The organism is Thermoflexibacter ruber, from assembly GCF_900113045.1.
Taxonomy (GTDB): Bacteria; Bacteroidota; Bacteroidia; order Cytophagales; family Thermoflexibacteraceae; genus Thermoflexibacter; species Thermoflexibacter ruber.
The window spans coordinates 249,871-276,331 of the sequence record NZ_FONY01000001.1; the positions used below are offsets into that span (position 1 = coordinate 249,871).

Sequence of the window (26,461 nt, forward strand, 5' to 3'; positions counted from 1 at the left end):
ATTAAGACAAAAGAAGGAAAGCCACCAACAAATTTTGATATTTAGTTGGTGGCTTTTTTTGCCAGTCAAATTTTCTCATTAAAAATAGCAACTTATTTTTTCAAATAACTTTCCGTTGCTCCCAAATAGCTGGGTTTTAAGCCTCCTGTGTCCACCACTATTTTTTGCAAAACTAAGCCTGAATCTACCAACCAAATTTTGAGGGTATGTTGTCCTGCCTTGCCTAAGTTGTGCTTTGACATTCCGATATTAATATTGTCCGCTACCCATTTTTCCCATGCTTTTTCAGACTTATCCTTGTGTAAATTAATGACTTGCACAGGCTCATCATCAAAGGAAACCCCATAGCGCAAGCCTTCCACATTCCCGTTGGGGAAGTTCAAAGTGGGGGAGAAAAATGCTTGTACGCTTACCTCTGAGGCTGAGGAAAAATGAATAACGTACTCCAAACGCGGGCTATCTCCTGCTGGCGTTTGGCTGGGGGCAGTTACAGGCAAGCTCGTTACTCCTGAAAGTGTCCTGCCTAAGCTGGGAATAACTTTCCAAGTAATGCCATTTTTTCCTACTGCCTTGCTAAAATGCTCCGCTTCCATAGACACGTAACCATGACTTTTCTACAAAGCCTTTAAAATCAGCAGGAAGTGTTATATTTTCTAAGTTTAGTTTGATAGGAATGATTTTTCCTCTGGCATCTTTTACTTTAATTGTTGCTTCCGTTTTACCCAAAGGTACTTTCTCCCAATCTATATTTACCCAGACCCTTTGTTCTTTTTCTATCATTCCTTTTGCAAAAGACAGTCTTACCCAACTATTTTCTGTTTCTATGCTACACTCAAAAGGCTTTTGTCCTCTATTAAAGACCTCAAAATAAAAGGCTTCCCTTTTCAAAGAATGAAAAGTAGGCAAAACAATGTCTTTATGGGGATTTGTCCAAAACTTTTCTGAGCCTTCCATAGCAATCGCCATTTCTGCATTTTCACTGCTTGGGTGAATAATTTTTACGTCAGGCATCACATTGTTAGGGGGTTGTTGCCAATAGGTATAGCCAATATGGGTTTGACTCATAAAATGATTCCACTTGCCGTTGGCTACGTTTTTATGATAGAAATTGGAAATTTCTGCATCTTTTTCAAACAGTTTTCTTGCTTTGTCGGCTAAGTCATTGGTAGCGAGCCTACCTTGCTGGGCGTAAAGGCGATTTTTAGCCACCGTCAAGTACAACTCGTTGAGGTTTGCACAGGCTTTGATAGGGTGCAACACCAACTGAAAAAAAGCATCTTTCTGCTGGGCAGGTATGAAATTGTAAAGGAACTCTGCTCGCCTTGCCAAGCCATTGTATTCTTCTACTACGGTTTCTGCTTCTTTGTAGTAAAAAAGGCTGTAAGTATCAGGAGATAAAAGCTCGGGTTTGCGTCTGCCGTTGTATTTGGTATATTTGGTAAGCATTTCGGCAATTTCCTTAGCATATTGATTGCCAAACTGTTGCGAAGCCCACCATTCTGTATATTTTTGTAAGTCTTCTGCTTGGATTTTGGTAGGATTCCAAGCATAATCTAAAAAGAAAGAAATCGGAAATTCCATAGGTTTGATGTCGCCTACATTGACTATCCAAATCTGTCTTGCTTTGTACTGATATGCTAAGTGCATTTGTTCCCAAACTCTGGCGATTGGGTTGGTATTCAACCACTTATAGTTTCTAGGTCCCCCTACATAGTCAAAATGGTAGTAAATGCCGTATCCTCCTTTTCTTGGCTTTTCAGCAAGGTTGGGGAGTTTGCAGATATTTCCCCAGTTGTCATCACAAAGCAAAAGCGTAATGTCATCATCTACTCTCATGCCCTTGTCGTAATAGTCTTGGACTTCCTTGTACAAAGCCCAAACTTGGGGCGTTTCTTCGGCTTTTTTCCCTGTAACCTCCTGAATAATTTGGCGTTGGTCTTTTACAATTTTCTCTAATAGTGCGATTTGTGTTCCTTCGGTCATGGGTTCATCTCCGTCCCCTCTCATGCCTACCGTTACCAAACTTTCGTAATTGCCCATTCTTTGCAGACTTTTTCGCCAAAAATCTCTTAATACTGAATCATTTACTGTGTAGTTCCACTTGCCTGAGCCGTAACGCCTCCATTCGTCATGCGCCCGCATCATCGGCTCGTGGTGCGAAGTGCCGATAACTACTCCATACTCATCAGCCAATTTGGGGTTCAAAGGGTCATCATCATAAAAAGCATTTCCCCACATAGCAGGCCACAAAAAGTTGCCTTTAAGCCTCAAAATCAATTCAAAAACATTTTCATACATTTTGCTTTTGAAGCCACCAAATTTTTCCCAAGCCCAGCCTGAAAATGCAGGGGCTTCATCATTGATAAAAATGCCTCTGTACTTGACGTGAGGCTCTCCTGCGGAAAATTTCCCTGCTTTTACAAATAAGTTGTTTTGCTGTTTGACAGGTACATCTGCCCACCAATACCAAGGCGACACACCGATTTGGGCAGAAAGGTCATAAATGCCAAAAATTGTCCCTCTTTTGTCGCTCCCCACAATTACCAAAGCCTTTTCTACGTCTTTGAATGGCTTTTCAATGGTTTGAATGAGGAAAGTTTCCCACTTCCCTTGAATTTCTTTGACATTGAGTTTGCCACTTTTTACCAAATCGTCTATTGCCTTGTTTTTCCCCAAAGTCCCTACTAAAACGATATTTTTTTCTTTAAAATCCGTGTTTTGAGCAAAATTAGGCTCAGTTCCTGTAACTTTTTTGAGGTCGCTTTGCAAGTTTTTTAAGGCTCTGACTACTCCAGCAAACTCCTCTTTATCAGTGTATAAAGATGCTGTTTTCCCTTCTATTGCTAAAGGAAAATAACCTTTTCCATTTTCAAAAGCAATGTAAGAAGGAGCGGCAGTAGGAGATTGTGCGTTTGCCCAATGGATAAGAAAAAAGAATAAAAAGGCAATAATTTTGATTTGGTTTTTCATTTTCAATTGGATTTTAAATAAAGGGAAAAACTTTGGTAAAGTTTTGAGGCTTTACCAAAGTTAGTAGAAAAAGAAATCTGTTTGTTTGTATAGCTGGTTAGAAATCTGTTTGTTAGTTAGTGAGTAAATATGAAGAACGAATTTTCAGTAATTATCTTTTTTGTAGCCCATCTAATACACCTCCGTAAGCCTGCTTTTTGGAGAAATCTGCTCTGTAAAGCAAGGGGTAGTCCCTACCGTTGTTATAGAGCCAGCTTGTATTGTCGCTAATGCCCCAGATAGTAATTCCTGCTCTTTGGGCGGGAGGTACGTGTTTGATATAAGATTTAACTACATAATTATACATTTGAGCTTGGTAGCCTTCCATATAAGTATCAAAAATAAAGCTACCTTTATTGGTGGGGTTAATCCTCACGTCCAACTCAGAAACCCTGATTTTCAAGCCTGTAGCGGCTAATTTTTGGAACATGGCATCAATGCCCGCATGAGAGCTATTCCAAAATATGTGCATTTGCGTACCAATGCCATCTACCTTTGCGCCTTTTCTTTTGAGTTCGCCTACGAAAGCTATCAAAGAATCTAACTTTCTTGGGCTGGACTCAAGATTGTAGTCGTTGATATATAAGTCGGCATTGGGGTCGGCAGCTCTGGCATAGTTAAAAGCTTTTAAAGCATAATCTCTCCCTAAATAATGTGACCAAACTAATACGTCGCTTGGCGTAGTAGAGGTATTGTTGTTGTTGCGAATGTTTCCGTCTTCGGTAAATAACTCATTGACTACGTCCCACGCCTTTACTTTGTTTTTGTAGCGAGTTACTATTTGCGTGATGAAGTTGTTGAGAGCTTGGTCTAAGCGAGTAACAATTTGCGCACCAGATGGCGCCACTACTGCTTCGCTAAAGTTCACATCATCAATTAAATAGGTATTAGCCGCCTGCCCCATATCAAATAGGATACGTGTTTGAGGCGAGTTGGCGGTAATTGTCCAGTTTACTTGCTGCCAAGCAGTGCCTATGGTTTGGTCGCCTTGGTATTGAGGTTCTCCTCCCCCACTTGTTTGGGTGGAAAGTCTGATAGAACCACCTGCGCTCAAGGCTCTCACCCAATAAGAAACAGTGTACTGTCTTCCTACTATGGTAGGAACTAAGTCGCTTGCTACTTGTACTCTCCATTGATTACCTGGGTAGGCTGTAGGGTTTATGACCTTCATAGACCTTGTGCCTGTTCTTACTTCGTTTCCTGTGCCTACGGTAATAGTAGCAGACCCCGCAGGATTACCAGAGTTGAAGGTTGCCCAGTTGTTAAAGTTGGTCGCTCCTCCCAGTTCAAAACCACCGTTTTGTATTAGGTTTACTGTGGCAGGAATCACAATACCAGAAAAGTTTTTCAAGTAGCTGGCATTTTGATTTTGATGCCAGCCTAAGGTATGTCCAAAAATCTCTAAGTTGTCAGAAGCCTGCACCAAAGCATCGGTATTCGTAAAATTCATCGTGCCGTCATCTCTCACTATCGCCCCGTGCTTCATGTGGTAGCTGAAAGTTACCCCGTCAAAATCTCTCTGAGCCACTTCTCTATACTGTTGGTTATTAATCATCGGTGTAAAATCAATAGCTACACCAATAGGGAAATCTGCGGCATCTTTCAAAGGCGTAGTACTTTCAGGAAAGTTACTCTTATTTAAGATTCCTGTTTCTACCTCCTTTTTGCAAGCTGATAGTAAAATTGCCATTACCAATAAAGGCAATTTCAAATTTTTCATTATTTTTTTCATAATTACTTGAATTTTAATTGTTTAGTGGTTAATAGCCCGGATTTTGATAAATCGATGCATTAGGTACGGTCAAAGCATCTAATTGACTTCTTGGAATAGGTCTTAGCACATGAAAATCTTTGATATTTGCTGCTCCGTCAGGATTGAAGGCTTTTACTCTTTCTAAGAGTTTGCCTCTTATTGCCAAGTCAGGCCATCTGTTGCTTTCTCCACAGAGTTCTCTTGTACGTTCGTCTAAGATATAATCCAAGTTCATCTGAGCCGGCGACACACGAATCGCATTATAGCGAGCTTCTACTTGAGCGTTGGTCAGCCCTGGACGGAAAGCGGCTCTTCTTTTGAGCACATTGATAAAGTTGGCAGCTTCGTTAGTTCGTCCAAGCTGAACCGCCGCTTCTGCTGCTAATAAATAAACTTCTGAAAGTTTTATCACTGGGAAAGGACGACCTCCTGTATCGTTAGGAGTTAGTTTATCAGGGTCTTCGTACTTGCTCAGACCTGGATAGATATTTTGAGCAAAAGAACCTCCTATCAGATAAAATTCTCTGGGTGCTATGACCCTGTAAGGCTTCAAACGACCTCCAGTAGGGGAAGTAAGCGCGTTCAAAGAGTCTGCAATTCTATTGGTTTTTGCTAAGACAAATCCTGTATCTATATTGGCTCTGAAGCCACCACCATCTTGGGTAGCTAACCAAACCATGCGAAAAGAGCCATCAAAGCGACTATCATTTTCTTTGTCAGCAAAAGCCACGTTATACAACCAAGGTGTAGGGCAGAAACGTCTAATAGGACGACCGTATAGTAAATTTCTTGTGGCACAGGGCTGAGTAGCTGAGTTTACCAAAGGAGCCCTCACTGCCGTGTAGTCAGGGTTAAAATCATTGGCAGCATCTACTCCTTTGCCTCCTCCAATACCCGTTGGGTTGCCTACTTCGTTGGCATTATTATTACCGGGTATTCTTTCTACCGAAAAGATAATTTCTAAGTTATAATCATTTCTTGGTCTATGCACATCAGCAAAGTTAGGGAGCAGAGTTGTACCATACCTTGCTTGGTTGTTTATTACTTCTGTGGCAGCGGTAAAAGCATTTTCAAAGTCGGTGGCTTGCTTTGCAGAAGAATAAGCTCTATGAATATACGCTTTTGCCAATAATGCAAATGCTGCTGCTTTGGAAAGTCTGAAAGCATTGGCAGGTCGCCTATCAGGAAGATTTTTGGTTGCAAAAGTTAAGTCATCTATGATAGCCTGATAGTTTTTTGTGAGTACCTCTGCCAAAGGTAAACGGTTCATATCTTGGAAAGCCACTTGGTTAAATTTCAACTCTCCACTGCCTAAGTCCAAAGGTACTGCCCCAAAGTGTTGTACCAAGTTGAGATAGTACAAAGCCCTCAGAAAGCGAATCTCTGCCAAACCAATGTTCTTTTCTGATTCGCTCATAGGTACTTGTGCTGCAAATTCTACCAAGCCATTTGCCAAGTTGATATTAAAATAGCTTCTATTCCAAGGAGTTAGGATTTGACCATTGCCTAAGTCTAAAGTGTAGTTCCCCATAGTAACAATGTCTTGCGTTCCTCCCGCTCCTGTGCGAGGTTGGTCAGCGTAAGTCCATTCATCAGTACCTACTGTACCTAAAGTAACTGCTCCTTCGGGTCCGTATAAGAACCTTAACCCTGAATAGAGTGCAACAATTCCACTTTGAAAGCCAGAAGGTGTTTTAAAGTACTCAGGTGTAAAAACCGTAAAAGGTTTTTCAATGAGTTTATTTTCACAACTTGAAAAAGTAGCTACATTTATCAAAGCTAAAAAGCCAATGATTTTATATAATTTCTTCATTTTCATACGAATTTATAAGATTTAGAGTGAGATGTTTAAGCCAAAAGTAAATGTTCTTGCGGGAGGTGTGCTTGCACTGATAGTAACTACCCCATTTGCTCCGCCGCGAATATTACCGGGATTAGAAACCCCTTGATTTCCTGTTCCTGTACCTTCAGGGTCTATGCCTGTCTGTCTAAAATAGGGAGAAAACAAGATAGCTGCATTATCTATAGTGAAATAGGTGCGAACTGACCGCATACCAAATCTACTGAGTATGCTCTTGTCAAAGGTATAACCAAAGTTGATGCTTCTAATTTTGACAAAACTTGCATCGTAGTAACCCAAAGTTGTCCATTCTGTACTCACCGTTCTGTTAGCCCCAGGCATAGGGAACCAGTTACTTGGGTTAGTTGGTGTCCAATAGTCGACCTTGATGCCATTTCTTCTTCCGTCTAAGTTGGTCAAGTAGGCGGCATCTGGCTGGTGAATCTGGCTAATGAGTAAACCGCCAAATCTTGCATAGAATACTGTTGAGAAGTCAAAACCTTTGTAGGTAATACGGTGAGTCATACCCCCTTGCAACTTGGCATCAGCGTTACCAATGATATGCCTATCAAAATCGTTGATTACTCCATCAGGCACACCATCGCGTCCACTATAATCCAAGAGTTTAATTTGTCCGGGTCTTGCCCCATATCGCGCCGCTTCTGCCGCCTCGTCTATCTGCCAAATACCTAATTTTTTAAAGTCGTAGATAGAAGTCATAGAATAACCTACGTGTAACTGATTGGCAATATCTCTTTGTACATTGTTGCTCAGTTTCAAGATTCTATTCCTATTAGTGAAAAGGTTGATGTCCATACTCCAAGTAAATCCATTGTCCAAACGAACATTCACACTTGAGATACTAAACTCAAAGCCCTTGTTTTCCATTTCCCCAATATTGGTTTGGAAGTTACCCGTAACCCCAGAAGTAGCCGGGAGGCTGACTCCGTAAATAATCCTATCTGTTTTTTGGTGGTAATACTCAATAGAGCCTGTGATTCTGTTTTCCCAAATTCCAAAATCAACCCCTACGTTAGTTGTTTTTGAGAACTCCCAAGAAAGGTTTGCATTGGGCAGGGCAGAAACTTGATAGCCACTCAAAATCGTATTGCCGAAATTGTAAGAGATAATATTTCCCGGTGCTTGTAAACCGTTATTATTAGATACTAAACCCAGAGAGGAATAAATCCCTACGGATTGGTTAGAAGTTACTCCGTAACCTGCTCTGAGCTTGAGGTTGGTCAAGAGTTTAATATCTTGCATAAAGTCCTCATTGGTAATATTCCAACCTGCGGAAACTGCACCATAGTTAAACCACTTATTACCCACTGCCAAGCGAGATGAGCCGTCCCTTCTGCCTGTTACTGTAAGCAGGTATTTATCATCATACGCATAGTTCAACCTCCCCATGTAGGAAATAATAGCCGACCTGCTTTCTCCCCCACCCAAGGCAGTATTAGACGAGTTGATTGGTGTGGAGAGGGCTAAATTGTAGAACTGCACAAAGTTATCAGTGATAGAGTCTTTCCTTACAGAAGTATTATAAAATTGCCCTTCTTGGATACTATACAATCCCGTGAAGTTTACTCTGTGCTTTTGTGCGATGGTTTTATCATAAATCAATAAGTTCTCTAAGGTATAGCCCCATGCTTGAGAGTTATTTACAAAAGCAGTATTTCCTCTTTGAGGTCTGAAATAACTTGGATTAGAAGCTAAGTCAGAGGCTTGGAACTGCGCACTTTCTTGTTGTTCATAAGACAGACCTAAGTTTAGTCTATATTTTAAGCCTTCAAAAAATTCATACTCGCCATACAAGCTATTGAAAGTCCTCAATCTTCTTACCCTGTCCACCCAGTTGTTATTGTTTTCTTTGAGATAAAGTGGATTGTAAGTAACATTGTCCAGAATATTACCAGAAGGCACTTTATAAATCCTATCTAAGGAGTCGCGTGAAGGCATCAAAGGGCTCAAAGAAAGAATAGGGTACATCGTCCCCCCTACTACGAACTGAGAACCATTGGTAATGTTCAAGCTATTGATAGAGCTAATCCCTACGCTAATCCTTTTGCCTATCTTGCTATCTATAGCCGTTCTTAGGTTAAATCGCGTAAAGTCTTGACCGGGTAAGAGGGCTGTTTCCTTAAAATAGCCCGCTCCTAAGGAGAAAGTATTGGCTTTGGTTCCCCCTGAAATGGTCAAATTGTGGTCTGTACGGTACGCTCCTTGGTACATGAGGTCTTGCCAATCGGTAGTCCTACCTGTTTGGATAGATTTAAGCTCCTCAGGCATGTAACCTTCTGCCCATGGCGAGATATTCCTCATAGCTTGGTACTCTGCGGCACTAAACAAAGGATACTTGTTGGCTACTGTACCTATACCGTGATAGCCGTTGTAAAAAACCTTAGTATCTCCTGTTTCCCCTTTTTTGGAAGTAATCAAAAGAATCCCATTTGCACCCCTTGAGCCGTAAATAGCTGTAGCCGAGGCATCTTTTAGTACCTCAATAGAAGCCACGTCATTGGGGTTAATGTCGTTCAAACTTCCGTCAAAAGGAATACCGTCCAATACTATCAAAGGTTCATTGGAGCCAGAGATAGAGCGAGTTCCCCTAATTCGAATCTGCGCCCCTGCCCCAGGACGAGTACCGGTACGCTGAATTTCCAAACCTGCCGCTCTACCTTGCAGTGCTTGCTGTAAGTTAGCCACAGGTACTTCGCGCAAAGCTGTTTCTGATACCGAAGTAATAGCACCAGTAACGTCTGCTTTTTTCTGCGTACCATAACCTACGACTACTACTTCAGAAAGTGTTTTCATGTCCAGCATCAACTGAACATTGATAGTAGTCTGATTACCAACTACAATCTCTTGTGTAGTGTAGCCTATAAAACTAAAAATAAGTACAGAGTTGGCATCTACTCCTGCAAAGGCATATTTCCCATCGCTGTCGGTGGTCGTACCTTTATTTGTGCCTTTCAGAACAATGTTTACGCCCGGTAGTCCTTCACCAGTTTCGCTGGTTACTCTACCTGATACTTGGTTGGTTTGTGCTAAGCTACTATTCATGCTAAGTAGAAGAAAGGCAAATGCGATAATTGCAAATTTCCATCTCCATAATCCAAGCGATAGTAACTCATAAGCCTTTTTGGGTATGAAGTTTTTCATTTTCATAAGAGTTAATTAATTGAATAAATGGTTCGATACGATGCTAAGGGTTACTTATTCTTTCAAGTGGTTCTGGTCGAGTAAAAAGTTTATTTTTTAGGCTGATAATTTTTTGTTGTAGTTTTTTTTAACAAACAATAATTAAAATATTGAAAATGAGATACAAAAAGCGACACTATAGACTCATAGGTCATTTTGAACATAAATATAGCAAAAGATTTACAACAAATGCAACCGATTGCATAAATATTTTTTATATTTACGTAAAAAATTTTTTAAACACTATGAGGTTTTTACTAATCTAAACAAGTAATATTGTTAAATAAAAGTATTATTTTGAATAAACAAACTTCAAAATGTTTAAAATTAGCCTAAAAAAAGCGATATTTTTTTAAACCGATTGCATAAAAAATGCAATTTTTTGAAAAATTCAAAGAGATTTAATCATCAAACTTGTTGGTTTGTTTTTACTTTTATAACTTACAGAAATAGTATGCAAATATGAAAATGGAAAAGGAAACTACGATTTACGACATTGCCAAGCAGTTGAATATATCCCCAGCTACGGTAAGTCGAGCCTTGAACGACCACCCTGCTATTAATATAGATACGAAAAAAGTAATTATTAGCAAGGCAAAGGAGTTGGGCTACCGAACAAATATTTTTGCAAGTAACCTGCGAAGGAAAAAAACAAATACGATTGGGGTCATAGTACCTCGCCTGAACAGCTATTTTATGTCCACCGTCTTGGCAGGTATGGAAAAAGTAGCTAACGAAGCCTCCTATAACCTCATCATAGCCCAGTCTTTAGAATCTGTAAAAAAGGAAATGGCTAACGTCAAAACCATGTTCAACAGCCATGTCGACGGTTTGCTTGTGTCGCTTTCTTATGACACAGAAAACTTAGACCATTTTGAGCCTCTGATAAAAAAAGGAGTACCTATCCTCTTTTTTGACCGTGTACTTACGCATAAGAAATGTACGAGCATAGTCATAGATAATTTGAAAGCGGGATACGAAGCTACTAATCACCTCATTGCGCAAGGTTGCAAACACATTATGCACATCACAGGCAACTTACAAAGGAATGTCTATCAAGACCGCTTGAAAGGCTATCGCTTAGCTTTGGCAGAGAGCGGGCTTCATTACTGCGAGGAGTTGGTGCGTACCACTGATTTTAGCTATCAATCTGTCAATGAGATGGTACAATACCTGACAAGCCTTAAGCCTGTCCCTGATGCTATCTTTATTACTAACGACTTTTATGCAGCGCATTGCATTGTAGCCCTCAAACAAGCAGGTTTTTCTATCCCTGAAGATATTGCCATTGTAGGGTTCAATGATGACCCTATTGCTATGGTAGTAGAACCTAACTTAACTACCGTGCGCTATCATGGGCAGGAAATGGGAGAAGTAGCAGCAAAAAGCCTCATCAATCATCTCAACGAACAGTCAAGTATCAAAGATACTAATGCTATTATCTTACATTCTGAATTGGTTGTACGAGCATCGTCTTTGAAAGGAAAATCTACCTAATTAGCTGTAAGTCAGCAGAGAAGAAGGCTTTTAGCCTATCTTTAAGTCGTTGATGTTAGGAATAATGATCTTTGAACGAGAATAATGAAGCTTGTTATCGCGTTCAAGTTCGTTGATAAGAGAAGTTACCGTTTGACGAGTAGCACCAATGATGTCAGCAATATCTTGGTGGGTGAGAAAATTTTTTACAGCAATACTATCTTGTTCTTTTTTCCCATTTTTTTGGGAAAAATCTACGAGAAAGTTAATAAGCCTTGTTTTTACATCTCTGAAAATCAAATCATTGTATCGGACTTGTAAGGTGCGAAGTTCCTCTCCTACCTTCTTGGTCAGTTTAAGGGCAATGCTCGGATTTTTTTCTAATACTTGCTCAAAGTCATCAGGCATAAAAGAACAGATAATTACCTCATCGCTCACCGCTTTGGCATACTCGGAGTTTCCTAAACTATTTTTTCCTTTTTCCAAAGTAATATCCCCAAAAATATCTCCCTGTTGGAGGAAATCTTTGACCTTTTCGTTCCCTTCTGCATCAGTTTGAATAATTTTAACAATGCCTTTTTTGAGGAAGTAAATTCTTTTCACCTCATCAAAGAAAATCAAATCATTTTTTCTGGCTCTTTTAAATCCAGAAATTACGCAAAGCATTTTGATTTCTTGTTCATTCATTTGTGAAAAAATTTGGTGATTGCGCAAGTACCAATATTTCACATCTTTAACTTTGTCCATACAAACGTGAAATTCTTTATAGCTAAGGTAAAAAAGTTTTAAAGAAAAGTAAATACTTAGGGTAAATTAAAAATTTCTTAAATTTGTAAAGAAAATATGATTTAGCATAAAACCCTGACCCCAATTAACTCCCTTGACAGAAGATAAAATTAAAAATATCATCAAAAAATATATTCCTGCTGAGGCTGTAACCCAAGTAGTGAAATGGTTGATTCAGTACAAAGTACACCTTAAGATTGCCGCACCTCGCCGCAGTATTTTAGGTAACTATCGCTCTCCCGATGGAAAGTATGGGCATCGCATTTCTATCAACAGCAACCTGAATCCTTATGCCTTTTTGCTGACTTTTGTGCATGAATTGGCACATCTGACTACTTATGAGAAATATAGACACCTTGTCCTCCCCCATGGAATAGAGTGGAAAAGAGAGTTCCAAAAACTGATGAGCCTATTTTTTGATAAGCACATTTTCCCAAAAGAAATTGAGGAAGCATTGCAAAACTATATGAGCAATCCCGCCGCCTCGAGCTGTAGAGATGAAAACCTCATGCGACTGTTGAGAAAGTACGATAAAGAAACACATGTGATACATTTAGAGGAAGTTGCACCTAATAGTTATTTTCAGATAGATGATGGACGTATCTTTCTCAAAGGAGAAAAATTGCGAAAAAACTATAAGTGCATAGAACAAAAAACTAAAAAAGCATACAGGATTCACGGACTAATGCCTGTCATACCTATCAAAATAAAAACTTCTACATAGGTTATTTCAAATAAAAGACCTATCAGATTTTAGAAATCTGACAGGTCTTTGTATTGATTATATTTTTTTTTATACTCAATCAAAAGTGGTTTTGAAATTTTCTTTACTCCAAAGTCCCTGTTCTCTGACACTTCCTTTGTAAAACTTATGTAAGCATTGGACTTTCAGACTAACACCGTAGCTGTGCTATTTTTGTAGAAAATAATGAATATTAGACCATATAGAACCGCGTAGTAGTGGCATATTTCATGCCTACAGCCTTGCTGTAGGTGGCTTGGGCTTACTCTTTTCTACCAAGATGACAGCCCTACGGGCTTAAAGTTACATGTGGTATTGTTTATTGGCTAACTCTACAAAAAGTTTCAGAGAACCAAAGTCCCTTTCTCTTGCTGAGAAAGGGATTGAAAAATCATTTTATTTTGAGTATATCATTTTAAAAAATGAGCTTATAAATATCATTACCAAAGGCAAAAGCCATTAAGACAAGCAAAATAACCATACCTACTTTTTGAGCATTTTCCAAGAACTTTTCTGAAGGAGCATGTCCTGAGATGATTTCGTAGGTCAAAAATACTACGTGTCCCCCGTCTAAAGCAGGAATAGGCAATAAGTTCATAAAAGCCAAGACCATAGAAAGCATACCTGTAATTGTCCAGAAGCGAATCCAGTCCCAACTTCCGCCGAAAACCTTAGCAATGCCTATGGGACCGCTCAAAGATTTTGTTGGGGAAACTTCTCCTCTAAATATTTTACCAAAAGCCTTTATCTGCGTACCTACTACCTCGAAGGCACTGACCGTTCCCTTAGGAATAGAAGCGAGGAATGAATATTGCATCTTAGCCGAAGCAAGGGTCATTTCTGGTCTGAAGCCTATTGTACCTTCCTCTGTTACTTTCATGGGCAAAGTTTGAAAACTCCCATTGCGTTCTACTTTGACCTCTATGTCTTTATTTTTATTTTCTTGCAAAATATTTCTCAATTCTTGGAAATACTGCACAGGCTGTCCAGAAATGGCAACTATCCTGTCCCCCACTTGCAAACCAGCCTTTTTAGCAGGCATACCGTCTTGCAATTCGCCCACAGTGAACGGATAAAGCGGCTCTATGAAGCTACCTGCGTTTTCTTTGTCAGAGAGTTTATCTAAAAAATTAGAAGGGATAGCAATTTTGATTTCTTCATTATTTCTTAATACTGTATAATAGCTTTGGTCTTCTAATAAAAACTTGGGATTCCTCAAATCCTCGAATCGCTCAACAGGCTGTCCATTCATCGCCACTATTTTATCTCCTGTCTGCAAGCCAATCTCTTCCCCTAATTTGGAAACATATACACCGTGTTTGTTTACTTCTTTGAGAGGGAAATAAGTTTCTCCTAAGAAATAAACCATGAGTATAAAAATAAAAATTCCTGTAATCACATTTACAATAATACCACCGAGCATAACTATGAGTCGTTGCCATGCGGGTTTGGCTCGGAACTCCCAAGGTTGCGGTTCGGACTTCATTTGGTTGGTGTCCAAAGATTCATCTATCATACCCGATATTTTCACAAAACCGCCCAAGGGAACTGCACCTAAGGCATATTCGGTTTCTCCATATTTAAAACCCGTAATTTTTGGGGGAAAGCCAATAAAAAACTTCTCTACCCTCATGCCAAACATTTTTGCTGTGAGTAGATGCCCTGCCTCGTGCAATCCTACCAAGATGGACAAGCCCAACAAAAGCTGAGCAGTCATAATTAATCCTTCCATGCTTTGTTATATTAGTATGAAATTTTATGTATGAGGCAACGCTTACATTGCCCAATTTTTTAACACAACTTTTATTTGCAAAGTTTACAAATTTTGCAAAGATATTAAAATTGGATTTTTTTTCTTATACTTGCATAGTTTATTGCTAAAATTTATAAATTTGAGTATGTTAGATTGGCTTACTATCATTTTCCTTTTGCTCTTGGGGTTAATATTCCTCGTAGGTGAGGTGTTTTTCTTGCCCGGTGTTACCATTATGGGCATTATAGGGGCTATATTTAGCGGAGCAGGCATCTATCTAAGCTACTCATATTTTGGGAGTGAAGTAGGTAATATCGTGCTTATGCTGACTGTTATTGCCAATGCAGGTGCTTTTTTTTACAGTTTGAAAAGTGGAGTTTGGCAAAAATTTGCCCTGAAAAAGAGCATAAAAAGTAAGGTAAATGAGGACGACCCTATTTATATCCTCAACGAAGGCGACGTAGGCACAGCAAAAACTACCCTGCGACCCGTGGGAGATGCAGAGATTAGTGGGGCGAGGTTTGAAGTTACGAGTAGCAAAGGACTCATAGATGTTGGCAAGCCCATTAAAGTCGTAAAAATAGAAGGGAGAAAGATTTTTGTAGAGGAAATCAAAAGTTTGGAAAACTAAGCTAAAACAAGTAACTACAAACCACAAAACTACATAAACTAAATTTTTACACTAATAACCTAAAACAATGGAAAATATTTTGATTTTTGGCATTGCGGGCATTATTGCCTTCTTTGTTTTTTTATATTTCGTTCCACTTAACTTGTGGATAACAGCTTTATTTTCAGGAGTTCGTGTGGGGCTATTTGATTTGATATTCATGCGTATTCGTAAAGTACCTCCTCGCCTCATCGTGGATTCTATGATTACCTCCACCAAAGCAGGTTTAGATATTACACTTTCTGATTTGGAAACTCACTATTTAGCAGGCGGACACGTTCCCTCTGTCATCAAAGCCTTAATTTCTGCGGACAAAGCCAATATTGAACTTTCTTTTAAGCAAGCCGCAGCTATAGACTTAGCAGGACGAGATGTATTTGATGCCGTACAAATCTCTGTAAATCCACGAGTTATCAATACCCCAGAAGTTACAGCTGTAGCCCAAGACGGTATCCAACTGATTGTAAAAGCAAGAGTTACAGTAAGGGCAAGCATCGCTCAGTTGGTCGGTGGGGCTGGTGAAGAAACGATTTTAGCAAGGGTAGGCGAAGGGATAGTAACTTCTATCGGTTCTTCTTCTTCTCACAAAGACGTATTGGAAAATCCCGATAAAATTTCTAAACTGGTGCTTTCCAAAGGCTTAGACTCTGGAACTGCCTTTGAAATTCTTTCTATTGACATTGCAGACATAGACGTAGGGGACAATATTGGGGCAAAACTCCAGATAGAGCAAGCTAATGCCGAACTAAAAGTAGCTGAGGCAAAAGCAGAAGAACGCAGAGCCATGGCAGTTGCCGTAGAACAAGAAATGAAAGCTAAAGCACAAAACGCAAGGGCAATGGTAATAGAGGCAGAAGCAACTATTCCTTTGGCTATTGCAGAAGCCCTTAGAAGCGGTAACTTAGGTATCATGGACTACTATCGCTTACAAAACATACAGGCAGATACAGAAATGAGAGAATCCATAGCACATGGAGGGAAAGAAACTAAAAAGTTAGATTCTGCTAAGTAATAAATCTTTAAATTCCTGTCTTTTATATAAAAATTAGGTCGACTGTTCGTAGGTCGACCTGATTTTTATAACTTATGATGAAAATACTAACAGAGTATTACTATGTGATTTTCAATAGATTACTTTTACTGTATTAACTTGTTTAATTTGTCACCGCCTATTTTATCTATAAAACACAGATAATACTAATTTTGCAGATAAATACATTTAAGTTTTATCCCTGAGTGATGTGCCTTGCCGATAGGTAACACCTTCGTACAAATATAAATCCTTGTAGGTAATTGTCAATAAACCAAGCATACATTCTTGAAAACATTTTTTTCATGACACGGTTTAACCAAACAGTTTTTAATATTTCCAATCAAATGAAAGTCTTAAAAAAAATCCACTTATTTCTATTTCTTCTTTTACTTTCTTGGAATGTTAGCGGACAAAATACCCAAGAAGTAGTTTTTCTCCAACTCAATGATGTCTATGAAATCGCTCCTCTGTCCAATGGCACCGTCGGGGGCATGGCACGAGTAGCCACGCTTTACAAGCAGCTTAAAGCACAAAATCCGCATACTTTTATGGTATTAGCAGGAGATTTTTTGAATCCTTCTGTCATAGGTACGCTCAAATACGAAGGCAAAAATATCAAAGGAAAACAAATGGTAGAAGTGATGAACGTCATGGGCATAGATTATGTAACTTTTGGGAATCACGAGTTTGACTTGGAAATGAGCGAGTTACAAGAGAGGCTCAATGAATCTACTTTCCAATGGGTGATAGCCAATGCTAAATATAAAACCGCTAATGCACCTATCTCCCCTTTTTTTAGGGAAAAAAATGGGCAAAAAGAGTTTTTTCCTAATCATACCACTATCCATGCAGGGAAAGTAAAGATAGGCTTGATAGGTTTGATGTTGGCTGTAGATAAGCCTTTTGTACAAATGGAAAATCAATTTGATAGGGCTTTGGAGGAGTACAATCTCTTGAAAGACCAAACGGATTTTACAGTAGCTCTGACCCACCAAAGCATAGAAGAAGACCGAGAGTTAGCCCAAAAAATTCCTCAACTCGCCCTTATTATAGGAGGACATGAGCATGACAACATGGACGTAAAAGTAGGCAATGTAAGGATTTGCAAAGCCGATGCCAATGCCAAAACTGCTTATATTCACCGCTTTGTTTTTGATTTGGACACCAAAAATCTTACGATTACTTCGGAGCTGAAGAAAATAGATAATGCTATTCCTGACGACCCCGCTACTGCCAAAGTAGTGGATAAATGGTTGGTCATAGCAGACCAAAGCATTCGGGCAATAGGTTTAAATCCCACCCAAGAACTCATGGAGGCAAAAGAGCCTTTGGACGGCTTGGAGAGCAGTGTGCGAACTAAACATACCAATCTTACTACCTTGATTGCCAAAGCTATGCTGCGTGCTTGTCCTCAATCGCTTGCTTCTGTCTATAATGGTGGGTCTATCCGAGTAGATGACAAGTTGGAAGGGAAAATTACGGAATACGATGTGCTAAGAATTTTACCTTTTGGCGGGCAGATTGTAGAGGTAGAAATGAAAGGAAGTTTGCTAAAAAAGGTCTTGGAAACAGGCAGGAACAACCAAGGCAAGGGTGGATTTCTACACTACGACAATATCAAAGCCAAGAAGAAAAAATGGAAAATAGGGAAGAAAAAAATCAAAGAGCAGGAGTATTACCGCATTGCAATTACTGATTTTTTGATGACGGGGCAGGAAGCAAACTTAGATTTCTTGACAGGGCAAAATCCTGAGATTAGGCAAATTATCCGACCAAATATCAATGATAAGAATGATTTACGGAATGATATAAGGAGAGCAGTAGTGGAGTTTATGAGAAAGCAAAAATAAAAAAGCAAGCCCCTATCGCACCGCTACAACCGTTTACCTTTGCTACGTTCCCGTCCTGGAGGGGTTCACAGGAGCTGGTCGTAGGTGCTTGCGGGTGCAAAGGTAGCAAAAAAACGAATAATGCAATAGGGTTTGATTAATTTTTTGTTAAGAAGTTCTTGCTATTTCTTCCATTGCCCTTACAAAAGCGTCCAATTCTTCCAAAGTAGTGTATAAGTGAGGCGTTACTCTGATGCCTTTGACGGCTTCTGTTTCTATGCCTACGGTGAAAATTCTATACTTATCGTACAGTATGTCAGCTAATTGGGTAGGGCTAAGTCCTTTGACGGCTACATTGCCCAAGCCACAAGAACGCTCCGCCTCCAAAGGAACATTCAAAATAATTTTAGGATTGTTTTTTAACTTTTCTGCCCAATAATTTTTCAAATAACGCAAACGCGCCTCTTTCCTCTTTGCTCCAATAGCGTTGTGAAAACGAATGGCATTAGAAATGGTCAAATTTGTCCAACAAGGGTGCGTACCGATTCGCTCAAACTTACGAATGTCATCATCAGCAAAACCTGTTTCGCCGTAAAGCCCCCATACTTGCTTGATTTTCTCTCTTTTAATATACATTAGTCCAGCTCCAAGTGGGGTGCTTAGCCACTTGTGCAGGCTCGTACCAAAGTAATCGCATTGTAAATCAGGTATTTTGAAATCTATGTGAGCAAAAGAGTGCGCAGAGTCGGAAATAATTTCTACACCTTTGGCATGAGCCATTTCTGCAATTTCTTTGACAGGCAAAATCTGTCCTGTCAAGTTTATCATGTGCGTAACTAAAATGACTTTAGTACGTGGGGTAATGGCTTTTTCATAGCAATCTACGATTTCCTTATTGCTTTTAGGGTGCAGGGGCAGAGAAATGATGACGTTTTTTGAGCCGTAACGCCTTGCTCTGAGGTAAAAAGCCTCTAACATACTGCCGTAATCTTGGTTGGTCATGATAGCCTCGTCGCCTTCTTTCAAAGTTTGCAAGCCAAAAATAATAGTTTCTAAGGCTTCGGTGGTATTGCGCGTAATCATGATTTCCTCTGTGGAAACTCCTGCTAACTTTGCTAACTGCTTTTTTACTTCCTCTCTGTCTGCCTGTTGGTTTCTTCTCATGTAAAAAGAAGGCAACTCATTGATGTATTGGATATTTTTAAACAAGGCATTCATGGTTTCCGTAGGCTGGGCAGAGCAGTAGCCATTTTCCAAGTTGATGAAATTGGGGGATTGGACAAAGGCTTTTTGCACCCAGTACCAGAAATCTTCGTCTTTTGCAGCTTCTTCGGGGGAAAGGTGTTGCACTTTACTTGCTGCATTTTCTATATTTTTTATCGTAAAAACTCTTTCCTGCTCTACGTCTTTGGCAAAAACAGGAGAAATCGTTGCCAGGGAGCCAATAGCACCTGCTTTTTTGAAAAAATTGCGTCTTGAAGTCATCATTTGAGGAGTTAAAAAGTTTGCTATCTACTTACTAAGTTGAGATTTTTTTGTAGCTTTTGCAAATATGAGCAAGGGTATATTTAATCCCATTAAATGCCTACAAATCCTTCAATTCTTGCACGCCAGAGAGTTGTTGTTGGATTTGGGCATGGCTGAAGTACCTACTGACGATTGCCGTAGAAGCTCCAGCCAACAAATCAGCAATCTTAGAAAGCAATTTTTCTAAGTCTTCTCGTATGAAACTTTTTGAAGAATGTGAGGCTAACAAATGAGTGTCAGAGAGTTGTAAAATAGAAAGAGCCTCCAATACCAACTTCTCTTCCTCGTTGAGTTTAGGAAAATGATTAAATTTAGGAAGACATTTTAAATGATTTTGAATGACTTGCAACTGATAGAGCAGAGAACTTGGGTGTGTGCCATCAAGCAAGAGTAAATCCAAGACGGTCTGCAAATGCAAATAAGATTGATACTTAAAGCGATAGGTATTCAAACTCTCTTGGCAAGCTAAAACAGTTTCTATCAAACCATGCTCCACTTCTGCGGATTCTACCAATGTCAAAGTAGAGCGACTAAGCGAGATAGAAAGCAAAGCACACTCTATTCTCTTTCCCAATTCAAACAAGGGTAGCTCGTACTTCCGATTGAGAATTTCTTTGTTAAAACCTGCAAAAGCGGCAAGATGTGTAATCAACTGGTCAAGAGCCATTTGTATGTTACGAAGGTTTAGTTCTGGAAGTTGAGAGAGCATTTTCCAATAGTCATCTATTTGGTCTAAAATTCGCCAAGTATCCGCTGACCAGCAGTTTCTGATGGCGTAAACTGCTCGCATGAGGTACTGCACTACGGAAGCCACACTGCCACTTTTAGAAGAATCTATAGCTACGGCAAGTAATTCTTTTTCTGGCTTTTGCAAGCGAGCCTTGCTTCCGTCCCCTATGAAACCTGGGTAGGTCATGGTGAACTGAGTAAGGGCGCAAAGCAGGTTATAGAGTAGTTTTTTATCTGATTTTCTTTTACTTAACTGTGTTTCATTGTATTTTTGAATAACAATTTTCAACAATCGTGCAGACAGTTTTGCTCTTTCTGCATATCGTCCTACCCAGAAAAGATTTTCTGCATAACGACTTGAAATTGTGGTGTTTTGCTGGTGAATATGTATTCTGAGTGGACGCATTTGTGCTTCGGATTCTGAACTAATTACCCAAGTATCTTTGCTAATACCTCCTTTTTGATTGGAGATAATGAGGTTGTTCCTCTCTGCCGCAGAGCGCGTCAGTCCACCAGCCATCACTGTATAGCCATTTTTTTGATTTCCAAGCAGAAAACACCGCCAAACGGCGTGGCGAGGCTCTAACTGCTGGTTGAAAAAAGAGGGCGTAGAAATAAACTCTAACTGCTCTTGGGCTAAGTATAAGTAAGGTTTGGCTTTAATCTTGGTTCTCCACGTTTCTAAGGCTTCTTTGCTGAGTTTATTTCCAAAAATAGCATTAGTACTCCCTTGCGGATAAATCGTTTTAATAACTAAATGCTCCAAATTTTCCAATACGTATTGTTTTTCTTTTTCTTGTCCGCACCACCAAGTCGCTACAGAAGGGAAAATCAAATCTTCTCCAAAGTAAAAACGACAAATATTGGGTAGAAAAGCCATCAAAGCAGAGTTTTCTAAGACATTGCTTCCCAATATATTAACTACTGATACATTTCCTTTCCTAAGGGCTGTAACTAAGCCAGCTATACCCAAGTGCGAATCAGCCCGCAAGTCCAAGGGGTCGCAAAAGGCATCATCTACCCTTCTCCAAATTACATCAACCTGCTCCAAACCTCCCAGAGTTTTGAGCCAAACCATCTCATCTTTTACCATCAAATCCTGTCCCTGTACTAAGGTATAACCTAAAAAAGAGGCTAAGTAAGCATGCTCGAAATAAGCCTCATTTCTCTCTCCCGGCGTAAGCAGTACGATACGTGGATTTTCTTTGTGTTGGGGAGCTAAATCAAAAAGTGTATTTTGGAGTATATCAATGAAATGAGATAGTTTTTTGATATGCTGGTTCTGGAAAAACTCGGGCATGACCTTGTTCATAACGGAGCGATTCTCCAAGGCGTAGCCTATCCCAGAGGGAGCTTGTGTCCTATCTCCTAAGACCCAGCGTCTTCCGTCAGCAGTTTTTGCGGTATCTGCGGCATAAAAAGTCAAAGGGTAAGCCTGATTTTTAAAAAGTTGAAAACAGGGTCTAAGAAAACCTATATGATTGTAAATCAATTCTAAAGGTAAAAAACCTTTCCTGATAAGTTGCTGCTCACCGTAAATATCTTTCAAAATGAGATTGAGTAACTCTGCCCTTTGTTTTAGTCCTTTTTCTGTAACTTCCCAATCCTCTTTGCTTACTATCAAAGGAATAGGGTCGAGTTGCCAAGGGCGATTCATACCTTGGGGGTCATCGTAGATATTGTAGCTTACGCCATTCTCTCTGAGTATTTTTTTGATGTCCTCGTGCCTTTGGGTAAGTTCTTGCTTGCCCAAGCCTTGCATATAAGCTATTAAACTGTGCCAATGAGGTTTAACGCTTCCATTTTCCCACATTTCATCATGGCAGATATTTTCAGAAGCATACAAAGCCAATAGCCTTTTTATACCCTGCTCGACTTGCTTTGTCATAGTTTGAAGTTTTGTAAGAAAAATGAAATAGTAATTGGGGTATCCGTTCTTTACAACTGACAGGTTTACAAACCTGTCAGTTGTGAGTATAATAAAGATTTAAGTCAATCCAAATACAAATCTTCTATATTCAGCGATTTTAAACTTACTTTGCCTCGCGTATCTTGTTCATATTCCCAGTCTGCAAATGTAGGACTTTGCAATTTTAATTTTTTATCAACCAGCAATAGTTCGCCTATCTTCTCTGGCTCACGATAAAAACGTATATCGCCTCCTGCCGAGTCTATCCTAACAGAGTACACAAATACAGCTTTATTCTCATTCATAGGTTTTAAGTCTTTGATAGTAAGCCAAATGTCTATTTTTTTTTTATTAGGTAAGCGCAGTTTTCCTGTAAATCTCTTTTGAATATTGGGTAAGTCTCTCATCTGTGGTACATCAGGGGGATTTGAATACGAAAGTAAGTGTAGCAATTTATCTTTTAAAAATACAAAAGCCAAAAAAAGTCCCACAAACAAGGTGAGCCATATAAGTATTTTTTTAATTGGAAAAGTAAAATTGGTAGTGTTTGTTTTTACTTTGTCCATTTCTTCTATATCTCTAATAATCTCATAAACCTCTTTGTATGTTTCTGCCGCACTCCCTGTAGAGGTCTTTTTGATAATGTCTGCCCATTTCTCATCGCTTACTTGGGCTATAGCCTGATAAGCCGTTTTTCCTGTAAACATTTCCAAAAGAATTAAGCCAAAATCTTTGATGTTTTGACGCTGGCGTTGCTTGATATTATCAGTAAGTTCTAAACCCGAAGCGACTAATTTACAGGTATCGTTAGTAGGGACAATGATGATGTTTTTGGGTTTCAAGGTTTTATACCAAATATCGCGAGAATGAATATAGTGCAAGGCATCTAAAAGTTGGAGGGCATAGCGTTTGATATTGGTTTTGCTCAGAGGCATCGCCGTAGAAAGCATTTTTCCTTCTATGTACTCTGCCGTATAATACAGTTTGGGTTCGTTCTCTTCGCTCATACTCACTACTTTAGCTATATGAGGGTGGTCGAGCTGGGAGATAGCTTTACACTCATTAAAAAACTTAGTTCTTTCGTATTTGTCAGAGGCATATTGCTCTTTCATTATTTTGCGAGCCACCCTCCCAAGCTTAGGGTGTTGAACTTCCTCTAATTGGGTAATTTGCTCTAAGCCAAGTATTTTGACTACTCTCAATTTTTGGCTTTCTCTGCTTATCCATTCATCTACCTGAACCTCTGAAATACCTGATTTAGTAGCTATACTAATCCACTCAAGCCGCTTAGTATCAGAAATGCTTAAATATTTACTAATGTGTTCGCTGATAAGTTTTTGTATTTGGGTGGAAGCACTGTCTTGGAATTGTTTTTGGTAGAGCAGCAGTACTCCTGCTGCGGCTTCTTGGACTGCCTTTACATCTTCAGTGAGTTGGAAGATTTTATCTCCACCAAACTGCTGTTGGAGTGCGGTCAGCAAGGCAAAATTATGGAGTTTTTCGCCTAACAAGATAATGCGTTGAGGCGATACACCAGCCTGAACTCTGTCTTGTAAAGTCCTGATTTTGTTTAAAATCAAAGTAGTATCTATGAGCAAGTCATCTGCCTCTCTTTTAGTCAAAAATGCACTGCCAGCATAGCCATCAGGAAAAGTCAGATGCACATTGACCTCTTGTTTAAGTTTGAGGGTATTTATCCATTCTCTTGCTATGGGAATATATCTTTTTAACTCATTTTCTTTGCTTTGCTCATCGTGTACCAATGCAGAAAAGGAGTTTTCTAAGGCTTTGTAAAACAGAGCTTTAGCAATTATCTCTCTTTCTCCTGCTTCATCAAACTCATAAATTTTTTCACTGTATTGGTCGTTGTCGCTGATGGTAGCAAATTCTATGTATGTCTTACCAAGCGCATCTATTACTGCTATTTTGGAGAAATTATTATAATTTAATTTAATTGCCTTAGAAAGGCTTGTTTCTTGTACTATCTTAAAGCCTCTTTTGTTGATAAAGTCTTTTAAGCGGTCTTTTGCCCTACCGCTACTATTTATGGGAAGGGTTAAAATAACAGGGATAAGCTGTTCCGCATGATAATTTCCTGTCAATTCCTTGTATTTCTCTTTCATGCGGTCTAAGAGGTGCGTAATAATCGTAACTAAGGCATAATGACTACCATACAAAGAAAAAGTGGTGTTTCCGTCTATTTGTTGGAAGTAATTGCCAAAAACAGTACGTCCCTGAGCGGTTTCAAACTCATTTTTGCTAATGGGATAAATCAAACTGTCATTTTTTACCTCAAAATATAAAGGTAATAGCTGAAAGCCCTCTACTTCTAATAGCTGAATTTGACCATCTTGTAAGATACAACCCGCAAAGAAATCCTCTGTGAAAATGAGGCTTAAGACTTTAGACATGACTGAATGAGAAATTATTAATTTTTAGAATTGTAAATTTCAAATAAGCCTTTAAAATTACAATTTTTTAATCACATAGGTACATTATACACTACTTTTGATGCTATTTTTGAGATTGGTAATAAAAACCAGCAGTATCTTTTTCCAAAAAGCGATTTATCTCTGCAAATAAGTTTTCTACGCTTTTATCGGAGCGAATGGTGTATATTACTCTATTCTTTTGACTATATGAAAGCATATTGACTACCCCATACGCCTTGGCGATAAATACAGCATCATCTTTATTTTCGTCCAACTCAGTTCGTTTAAATTTACTAATAGTAATTTGTTTTTTCCCCATATAGAACACTTTACTTCCTACTAACCTACGCTGTACGTTAGGCTTGTAATCACCTACTGTCATTAGTAAAATGCTGTCTTTTACCTCTATATCCATCATCAGTTTAAGCAGATTGCCTACTGAGTCGGTCAAATAATACTGGTATTTTTGCAAGTTATCATGTTGATTTTCTACCATAAGTTTGAAATCAAACTTATCCACATCAATCGCATTGCCCCAAAAATATCGGAAGGCTTTTCCCTGATAGCTTGTCGAGTTAAGTGAGTTTTCTGATTGACAAGACCAAAATGATATCAGTAAAACATAAAAAAATAAAAGATAAATTGCTTTCATAATCTTAAACACTGCCTATGCCCCAGAGATACTTTTGAGATTCATCTAATGTGTGTCAAAATTCTTATGAGGAATATTTTACTCAATCACCAAACCCATGCTTCCAAACTTTTCTATTCGCTTGTCTATGCGTTCTGCCACACTCATTTGCGCAAGTTCGGAATGATAAGCCAAAATAGCTTGTTTCACTGCGTTGGCAGTCGCTTCTTTGTTGGTATGCGCCCCGCCAAGCGGTTCTTCTATGATGCCATCAATCAATTTGAAAGCAAGCATATCTTTGGCGGTGAGTTTCATGGCGGCAGCCGCTTGCTCTTTGAAGTTCCAACTTCTCCAAAGAATAGTAGAGCAGTTTTCTGGGGAAATCACTGAATACCAAGTATTTTCTAACATCAAAACTCTGTCCCCTATCGCAATGCCCAAAGCACCTCCCGATGCGCCCTCTCCTATGACTATGCAAATCACAGGCACTTTGAGCATAAACATTTCTTTCAAGTTGCGTGCTATCGCCTCTGCTTGCCCTCTTTCCTCTGCTTCTATGCCGGGATAGGCTCCTGGTGTATCTATAAAGGTAACAATAGGCTTATCAAATTTTTCTGCTAACTTCATTAGCCTCAATGCCTTGCGATAGCCTTCGGGGTTTGCCATGCCAAAGTTACGGAACTGACGCTCTTTGGTATTGCGTCCTTTTTGCTGACCTATCAGCATGAAAGTTTGCCCATCTATCGTTCCAAAACCGCCCACCATTGCCTTGTCGTCTTTTACGGTACGGTCGCCAAATAATTCTATGAAGTCTTTAGTGATGCTATATATGTAGTCTAAGGTATAAGGACGCTCAGGGTGGCGAGAAAGCTGAACGCGTTGCCAAGGGGTCAAATTTTGATAGGTTTCTATTTTGAGTTGCAAAATTTTGTTCTCAACAACTTTCAATGCAGATTCTGAATCGGCATCGTGCTTATCGCCCAACTGTTGTTTCATTTCTGCCAAGCGTGCTTCTAACTCTGCAATTGGTTTTTCAAAGTCCAATAATGTCATATTTTAATGGTGAATTTAATCCCTTTTCTTTTTACAAGACGCAAATTTATAGAAAAGAAAATGAGAAATCAGTATTTGATTTTGAAAT

17 protein-coding genes and 1 other RNA gene are annotated in these 26,461 nt (G+C 39.3%); 5 read left to right on the forward strand and 13 right to left on the reverse strand.

The genetic code is table 11. The features are described from left to right. Positions 1 to 92: 92 nt before the first annotated feature. The 5 genes from BM141_RS23380 to BM141_RS00985 form a co-directional block, all read right to left on the reverse strand. Positions 93 to 593, reverse strand: a complete 501-nt coding sequence (locus tag BM141_RS23380) for a hypothetical protein (RefSeq protein WP_221407605.1) — start codon at positions 591 to 593, stop codon at positions 93 to 95. Beyond that, the gene (locus BM141_RS00970) at positions 574 to 2,970 is read right to left on the reverse strand and encodes a glycosyl hydrolase 115 family protein (protein WP_221407606.1); all 2,397 of its coding nucleotides are present in this window, start codon (positions 2,968 to 2,970) and stop codon (positions 574 to 576) included. The genes BM141_RS23380 and BM141_RS00970 overlap by 20 nt, the downstream gene beginning before the upstream one ends. Positions 2,971 to 3,121: 151 nt before the next feature. Then, positions 3,122 to 4,729, reverse strand: coding sequence for an endo-1,4-beta-xylanase (locus BM141_RS00975; protein ID WP_221407607.1), 1,608 nt, complete (start codon positions 4,727 to 4,729; stop codon positions 3,122 to 3,124). Between the two features lie 40 nt (positions 4,730 to 4,769). Beyond that, positions 4,770 to 6,575, reverse strand: a complete 1,806-nt coding sequence (locus BM141_RS00980; RefSeq protein WP_177217222.1) for a RagB/SusD family nutrient uptake outer membrane protein — start codon at positions 6,573 to 6,575, stop codon at positions 4,770 to 4,772. 21 nt (positions 6,576 to 6,596) lie between these two features. After that, positions 6,597 to 9,764, reverse strand: a complete 3,168-nt coding sequence (locus tag BM141_RS00985; RefSeq protein WP_177217223.1) for a SusC/RagA family TonB-linked outer membrane protein — start codon at positions 9,762 to 9,764, stop codon at positions 6,597 to 6,599. Positions 9,765 to 10,271: 507 nt separating this feature from the next. Between BM141_RS00985 and BM141_RS00990 the strand changes: the two genes are divergently transcribed. Further along, a complete protein-coding gene (locus BM141_RS00990) occupies positions 10,272 to 11,300 on the forward strand; it encodes a LacI family DNA-binding transcriptional regulator (RefSeq protein ID WP_091538567.1) in 1,029 nt (342 codons plus the stop codon). A gap of 30 nt (positions 11,301 to 11,330) precedes the next feature. Here the strand turns inward: BM141_RS00990 and BM141_RS00995 are convergent, their stop codons facing one another. Next, a complete protein-coding gene (locus BM141_RS00995) occupies positions 11,331 to 11,966 on the reverse strand; it encodes a Crp/Fnr family transcriptional regulator (protein WP_245763951.1) in 636 nt (211 codons plus the stop codon). A gap of 193 nt (positions 11,967 to 12,159) precedes the next feature. On the opposite strand from BM141_RS00995, the gene BM141_RS01000 reads away from it, so the two are divergent. After that, positions 12,160 to 12,789, forward strand: a complete 630-nt coding sequence (locus BM141_RS01000; protein ID WP_091538452.1) for a SprT family zinc-dependent metalloprotease — start codon at positions 12,160 to 12,162, stop codon at positions 12,787 to 12,789. Between the two features lie 433 nt (positions 12,790 to 13,222). On the opposite strand, the gene rseP is transcribed toward BM141_RS01000, so the two are convergent. Continuing rightward, entirely contained in the window at positions 13,223 to 14,539 is a 1,317-nt protein-coding gene (gene rseP / locus BM141_RS01005; RefSeq protein ID WP_091538454.1) for an RIP metalloprotease RseP, read from the reverse strand. A 166-nt stretch (positions 14,540 to 14,705) separates the two neighbouring features. Between rseP and BM141_RS01010 the strand changes: the two genes are divergently transcribed. The 3 genes from BM141_RS01010 to BM141_RS01020 all read left to right on the forward strand — a co-directional run bounded on the left by BM141_RS01010 (position 14,706) and on the right by BM141_RS01020 (position 18,113). Further along, complete coding sequence (locus BM141_RS01010) at positions 14,706 to 15,191, forward strand: NfeD family protein (protein WP_091538456.1); 486 nt, start codon at positions 14,706 to 14,708, stop codon at positions 15,189 to 15,191. A gap of 67 nt (positions 15,192 to 15,258) precedes the next feature. Then, the gene (gene floA, locus BM141_RS01015) at positions 15,259 to 16,242 is read left to right on the forward strand and encodes a flotillin-like protein FloA (protein WP_091538458.1); all 984 of its coding nucleotides are present in this window, start codon (positions 15,259 to 15,261) and stop codon (positions 16,240 to 16,242) included. Positions 16,243 to 16,565: 323 nt separating this feature from the next. Continuing rightward, positions 16,566 to 18,113 carry a bifunctional metallophosphatase/5'-nucleotidase gene (locus tag BM141_RS01020; RefSeq protein WP_091538460.1) on the forward strand — a complete coding sequence of 516 codons (1,548 nt, stop codon included), beginning with the start codon at positions 16,566 to 16,568 and terminating at the stop codon, positions 18,111 to 18,113. On the opposite strand, the gene ffs is transcribed toward BM141_RS01020, so the two are convergent. From ffs to BM141_RS01050, 6 genes are all read right to left on the reverse strand, one after another. After that, positions 18,112 to 18,208: signal recognition particle sRNA small type (gene ffs, locus BM141_RS01025), an RNA gene on the reverse strand. The two genes, BM141_RS01020 and ffs, sit on opposite strands and share 2 nt — an antisense overlap. Positions 18,209 to 18,260: 52 nt before the next feature. Further along, entirely contained in the window at positions 18,261 to 19,580 is a 1,320-nt protein-coding gene (locus BM141_RS01030; RefSeq protein ID WP_091538462.1) for an aminotransferase class V-fold PLP-dependent enzyme, read from the reverse strand. Positions 19,581 to 19,677: 97 nt separating this feature from the next. After that, positions 19,678 to 22,236, reverse strand: coding sequence for a circularly permuted type 2 ATP-grasp protein (locus tag BM141_RS01035; RefSeq protein ID WP_091538464.1), 2,559 nt, complete (start codon positions 22,234 to 22,236; stop codon positions 19,678 to 19,680). Between the two features lie 104 nt (positions 22,237 to 22,340). Then, positions 22,341 to 24,668, reverse strand: a complete 2,328-nt coding sequence (locus tag BM141_RS01040; protein ID WP_091538466.1) for a protein kinase domain-containing protein — start codon at positions 24,666 to 24,668, stop codon at positions 22,341 to 22,343. 103 nt (positions 24,669 to 24,771) lie between these two features. After that, positions 24,772 to 25,341 (reverse strand): hypothetical protein, encoded by a 570-nt coding sequence (locus tag BM141_RS01045; protein WP_091538468.1) that lies wholly within the window; start codon positions 25,339 to 25,341, stop codon positions 24,772 to 24,774. A gap of 78 nt (positions 25,342 to 25,419) precedes the next feature. Beyond that, positions 25,420 to 26,373, reverse strand: coding sequence for an acetyl-CoA carboxylase carboxyltransferase subunit alpha (locus tag BM141_RS01050; protein ID WP_091538470.1), 954 nt, complete (start codon positions 26,371 to 26,373; stop codon positions 25,420 to 25,422). Positions 26,374 to 26,461: the final 88 nt, after the last annotated feature.

Bases quoted from the DNA above. Each gene is read 5' to 3' on its own strand.
- BM141_RS23380 (WP_221407605.1), bottom strand. From the start codon at position 593: ATGGAAGCGGAGCATTTTAGCAAGGCAGTAGGAAAAAATGGCATTACT.
- BM141_RS00970 (WP_221407606.1), bottom strand. From the start codon at position 2,970: ATGAAAAACCAAATCAAAATTATTGCCTTTTTATTCTTTTTTCTTATC.
- BM141_RS00975 (WP_221407607.1), bottom strand. From the start codon at position 4,729: ATGAAAAATTTGAAATTGCCTTTATTGGTAATGGCAATTTTACTATCA.
- BM141_RS00980 (WP_177217222.1), bottom strand. From the start codon at position 6,575: ATGAAGAAATTATATAAAATCATTGGCTTTTTAGCTTTGATAAATGTA.
- BM141_RS00985 (WP_177217223.1), bottom strand. From the start codon at position 9,764: ATGAAAAACTTCATACCCAAAAAGGCTTATGAGTTACTATCGCTTGGA.
- BM141_RS00990 (WP_091538567.1), top strand. From the start codon at position 10,272: ATGGAAAAGGAAACTACGATTTACGACATTGCCAAGCAGTTGAATATA.
- BM141_RS00995 (WP_245763951.1), bottom strand. From the start codon at position 11,966: ATGAATGAACAAGAAATCAAAATGCTTTGCGTAATTTCTGGATTTAAA.
- rseP (WP_091538454.1), bottom strand. From the start codon at position 14,539: ATGGAAGGATTAATTATGACTGCTCAGCTTTTGTTGGGCTTGTCCATC.
- BM141_RS01010 (WP_091538456.1), top strand. From the start codon at position 14,706: ATGTTAGATTGGCTTACTATCATTTTCCTTTTGCTCTTGGGGTTAATA.
- floA (WP_091538458.1), top strand. From the start codon at position 15,259: ATGGAAAATATTTTGATTTTTGGCATTGCGGGCATTATTGCCTTCTTT.
- BM141_RS01020 (WP_091538460.1), top strand. From the start codon at position 16,566: ATGACACGGTTTAACCAAACAGTTTTTAATATTTCCAATCAAATGAAA.
- BM141_RS01030 (WP_091538462.1), bottom strand. From the start codon at position 19,580: ATGATGACTTCAAGACGCAATTTTTTCAAAAAAGCAGGTGCTATTGGC.
- BM141_RS01035 (WP_091538464.1), bottom strand. From the start codon at position 22,236: ATGACAAAGCAAGTCGAGCAGGGTATAAAAAGGCTATTGGCTTTGTAT.
- BM141_RS01040 (WP_091538466.1), bottom strand. From the start codon at position 24,668: ATGTCTAAAGTCTTAAGCCTCATTTTCACAGAGGATTTCTTTGCGGGT.
- BM141_RS01045 (WP_091538468.1), bottom strand. From the start codon at position 25,341: ATGAAAGCAATTTATCTTTTATTTTTTTATGTTTTACTGATATCATTT.
- BM141_RS01050 (WP_091538470.1), bottom strand. From the start codon at position 26,373: ATGACATTATTGGACTTTGAAAAACCAATTGCAGAGTTAGAAGCACGC.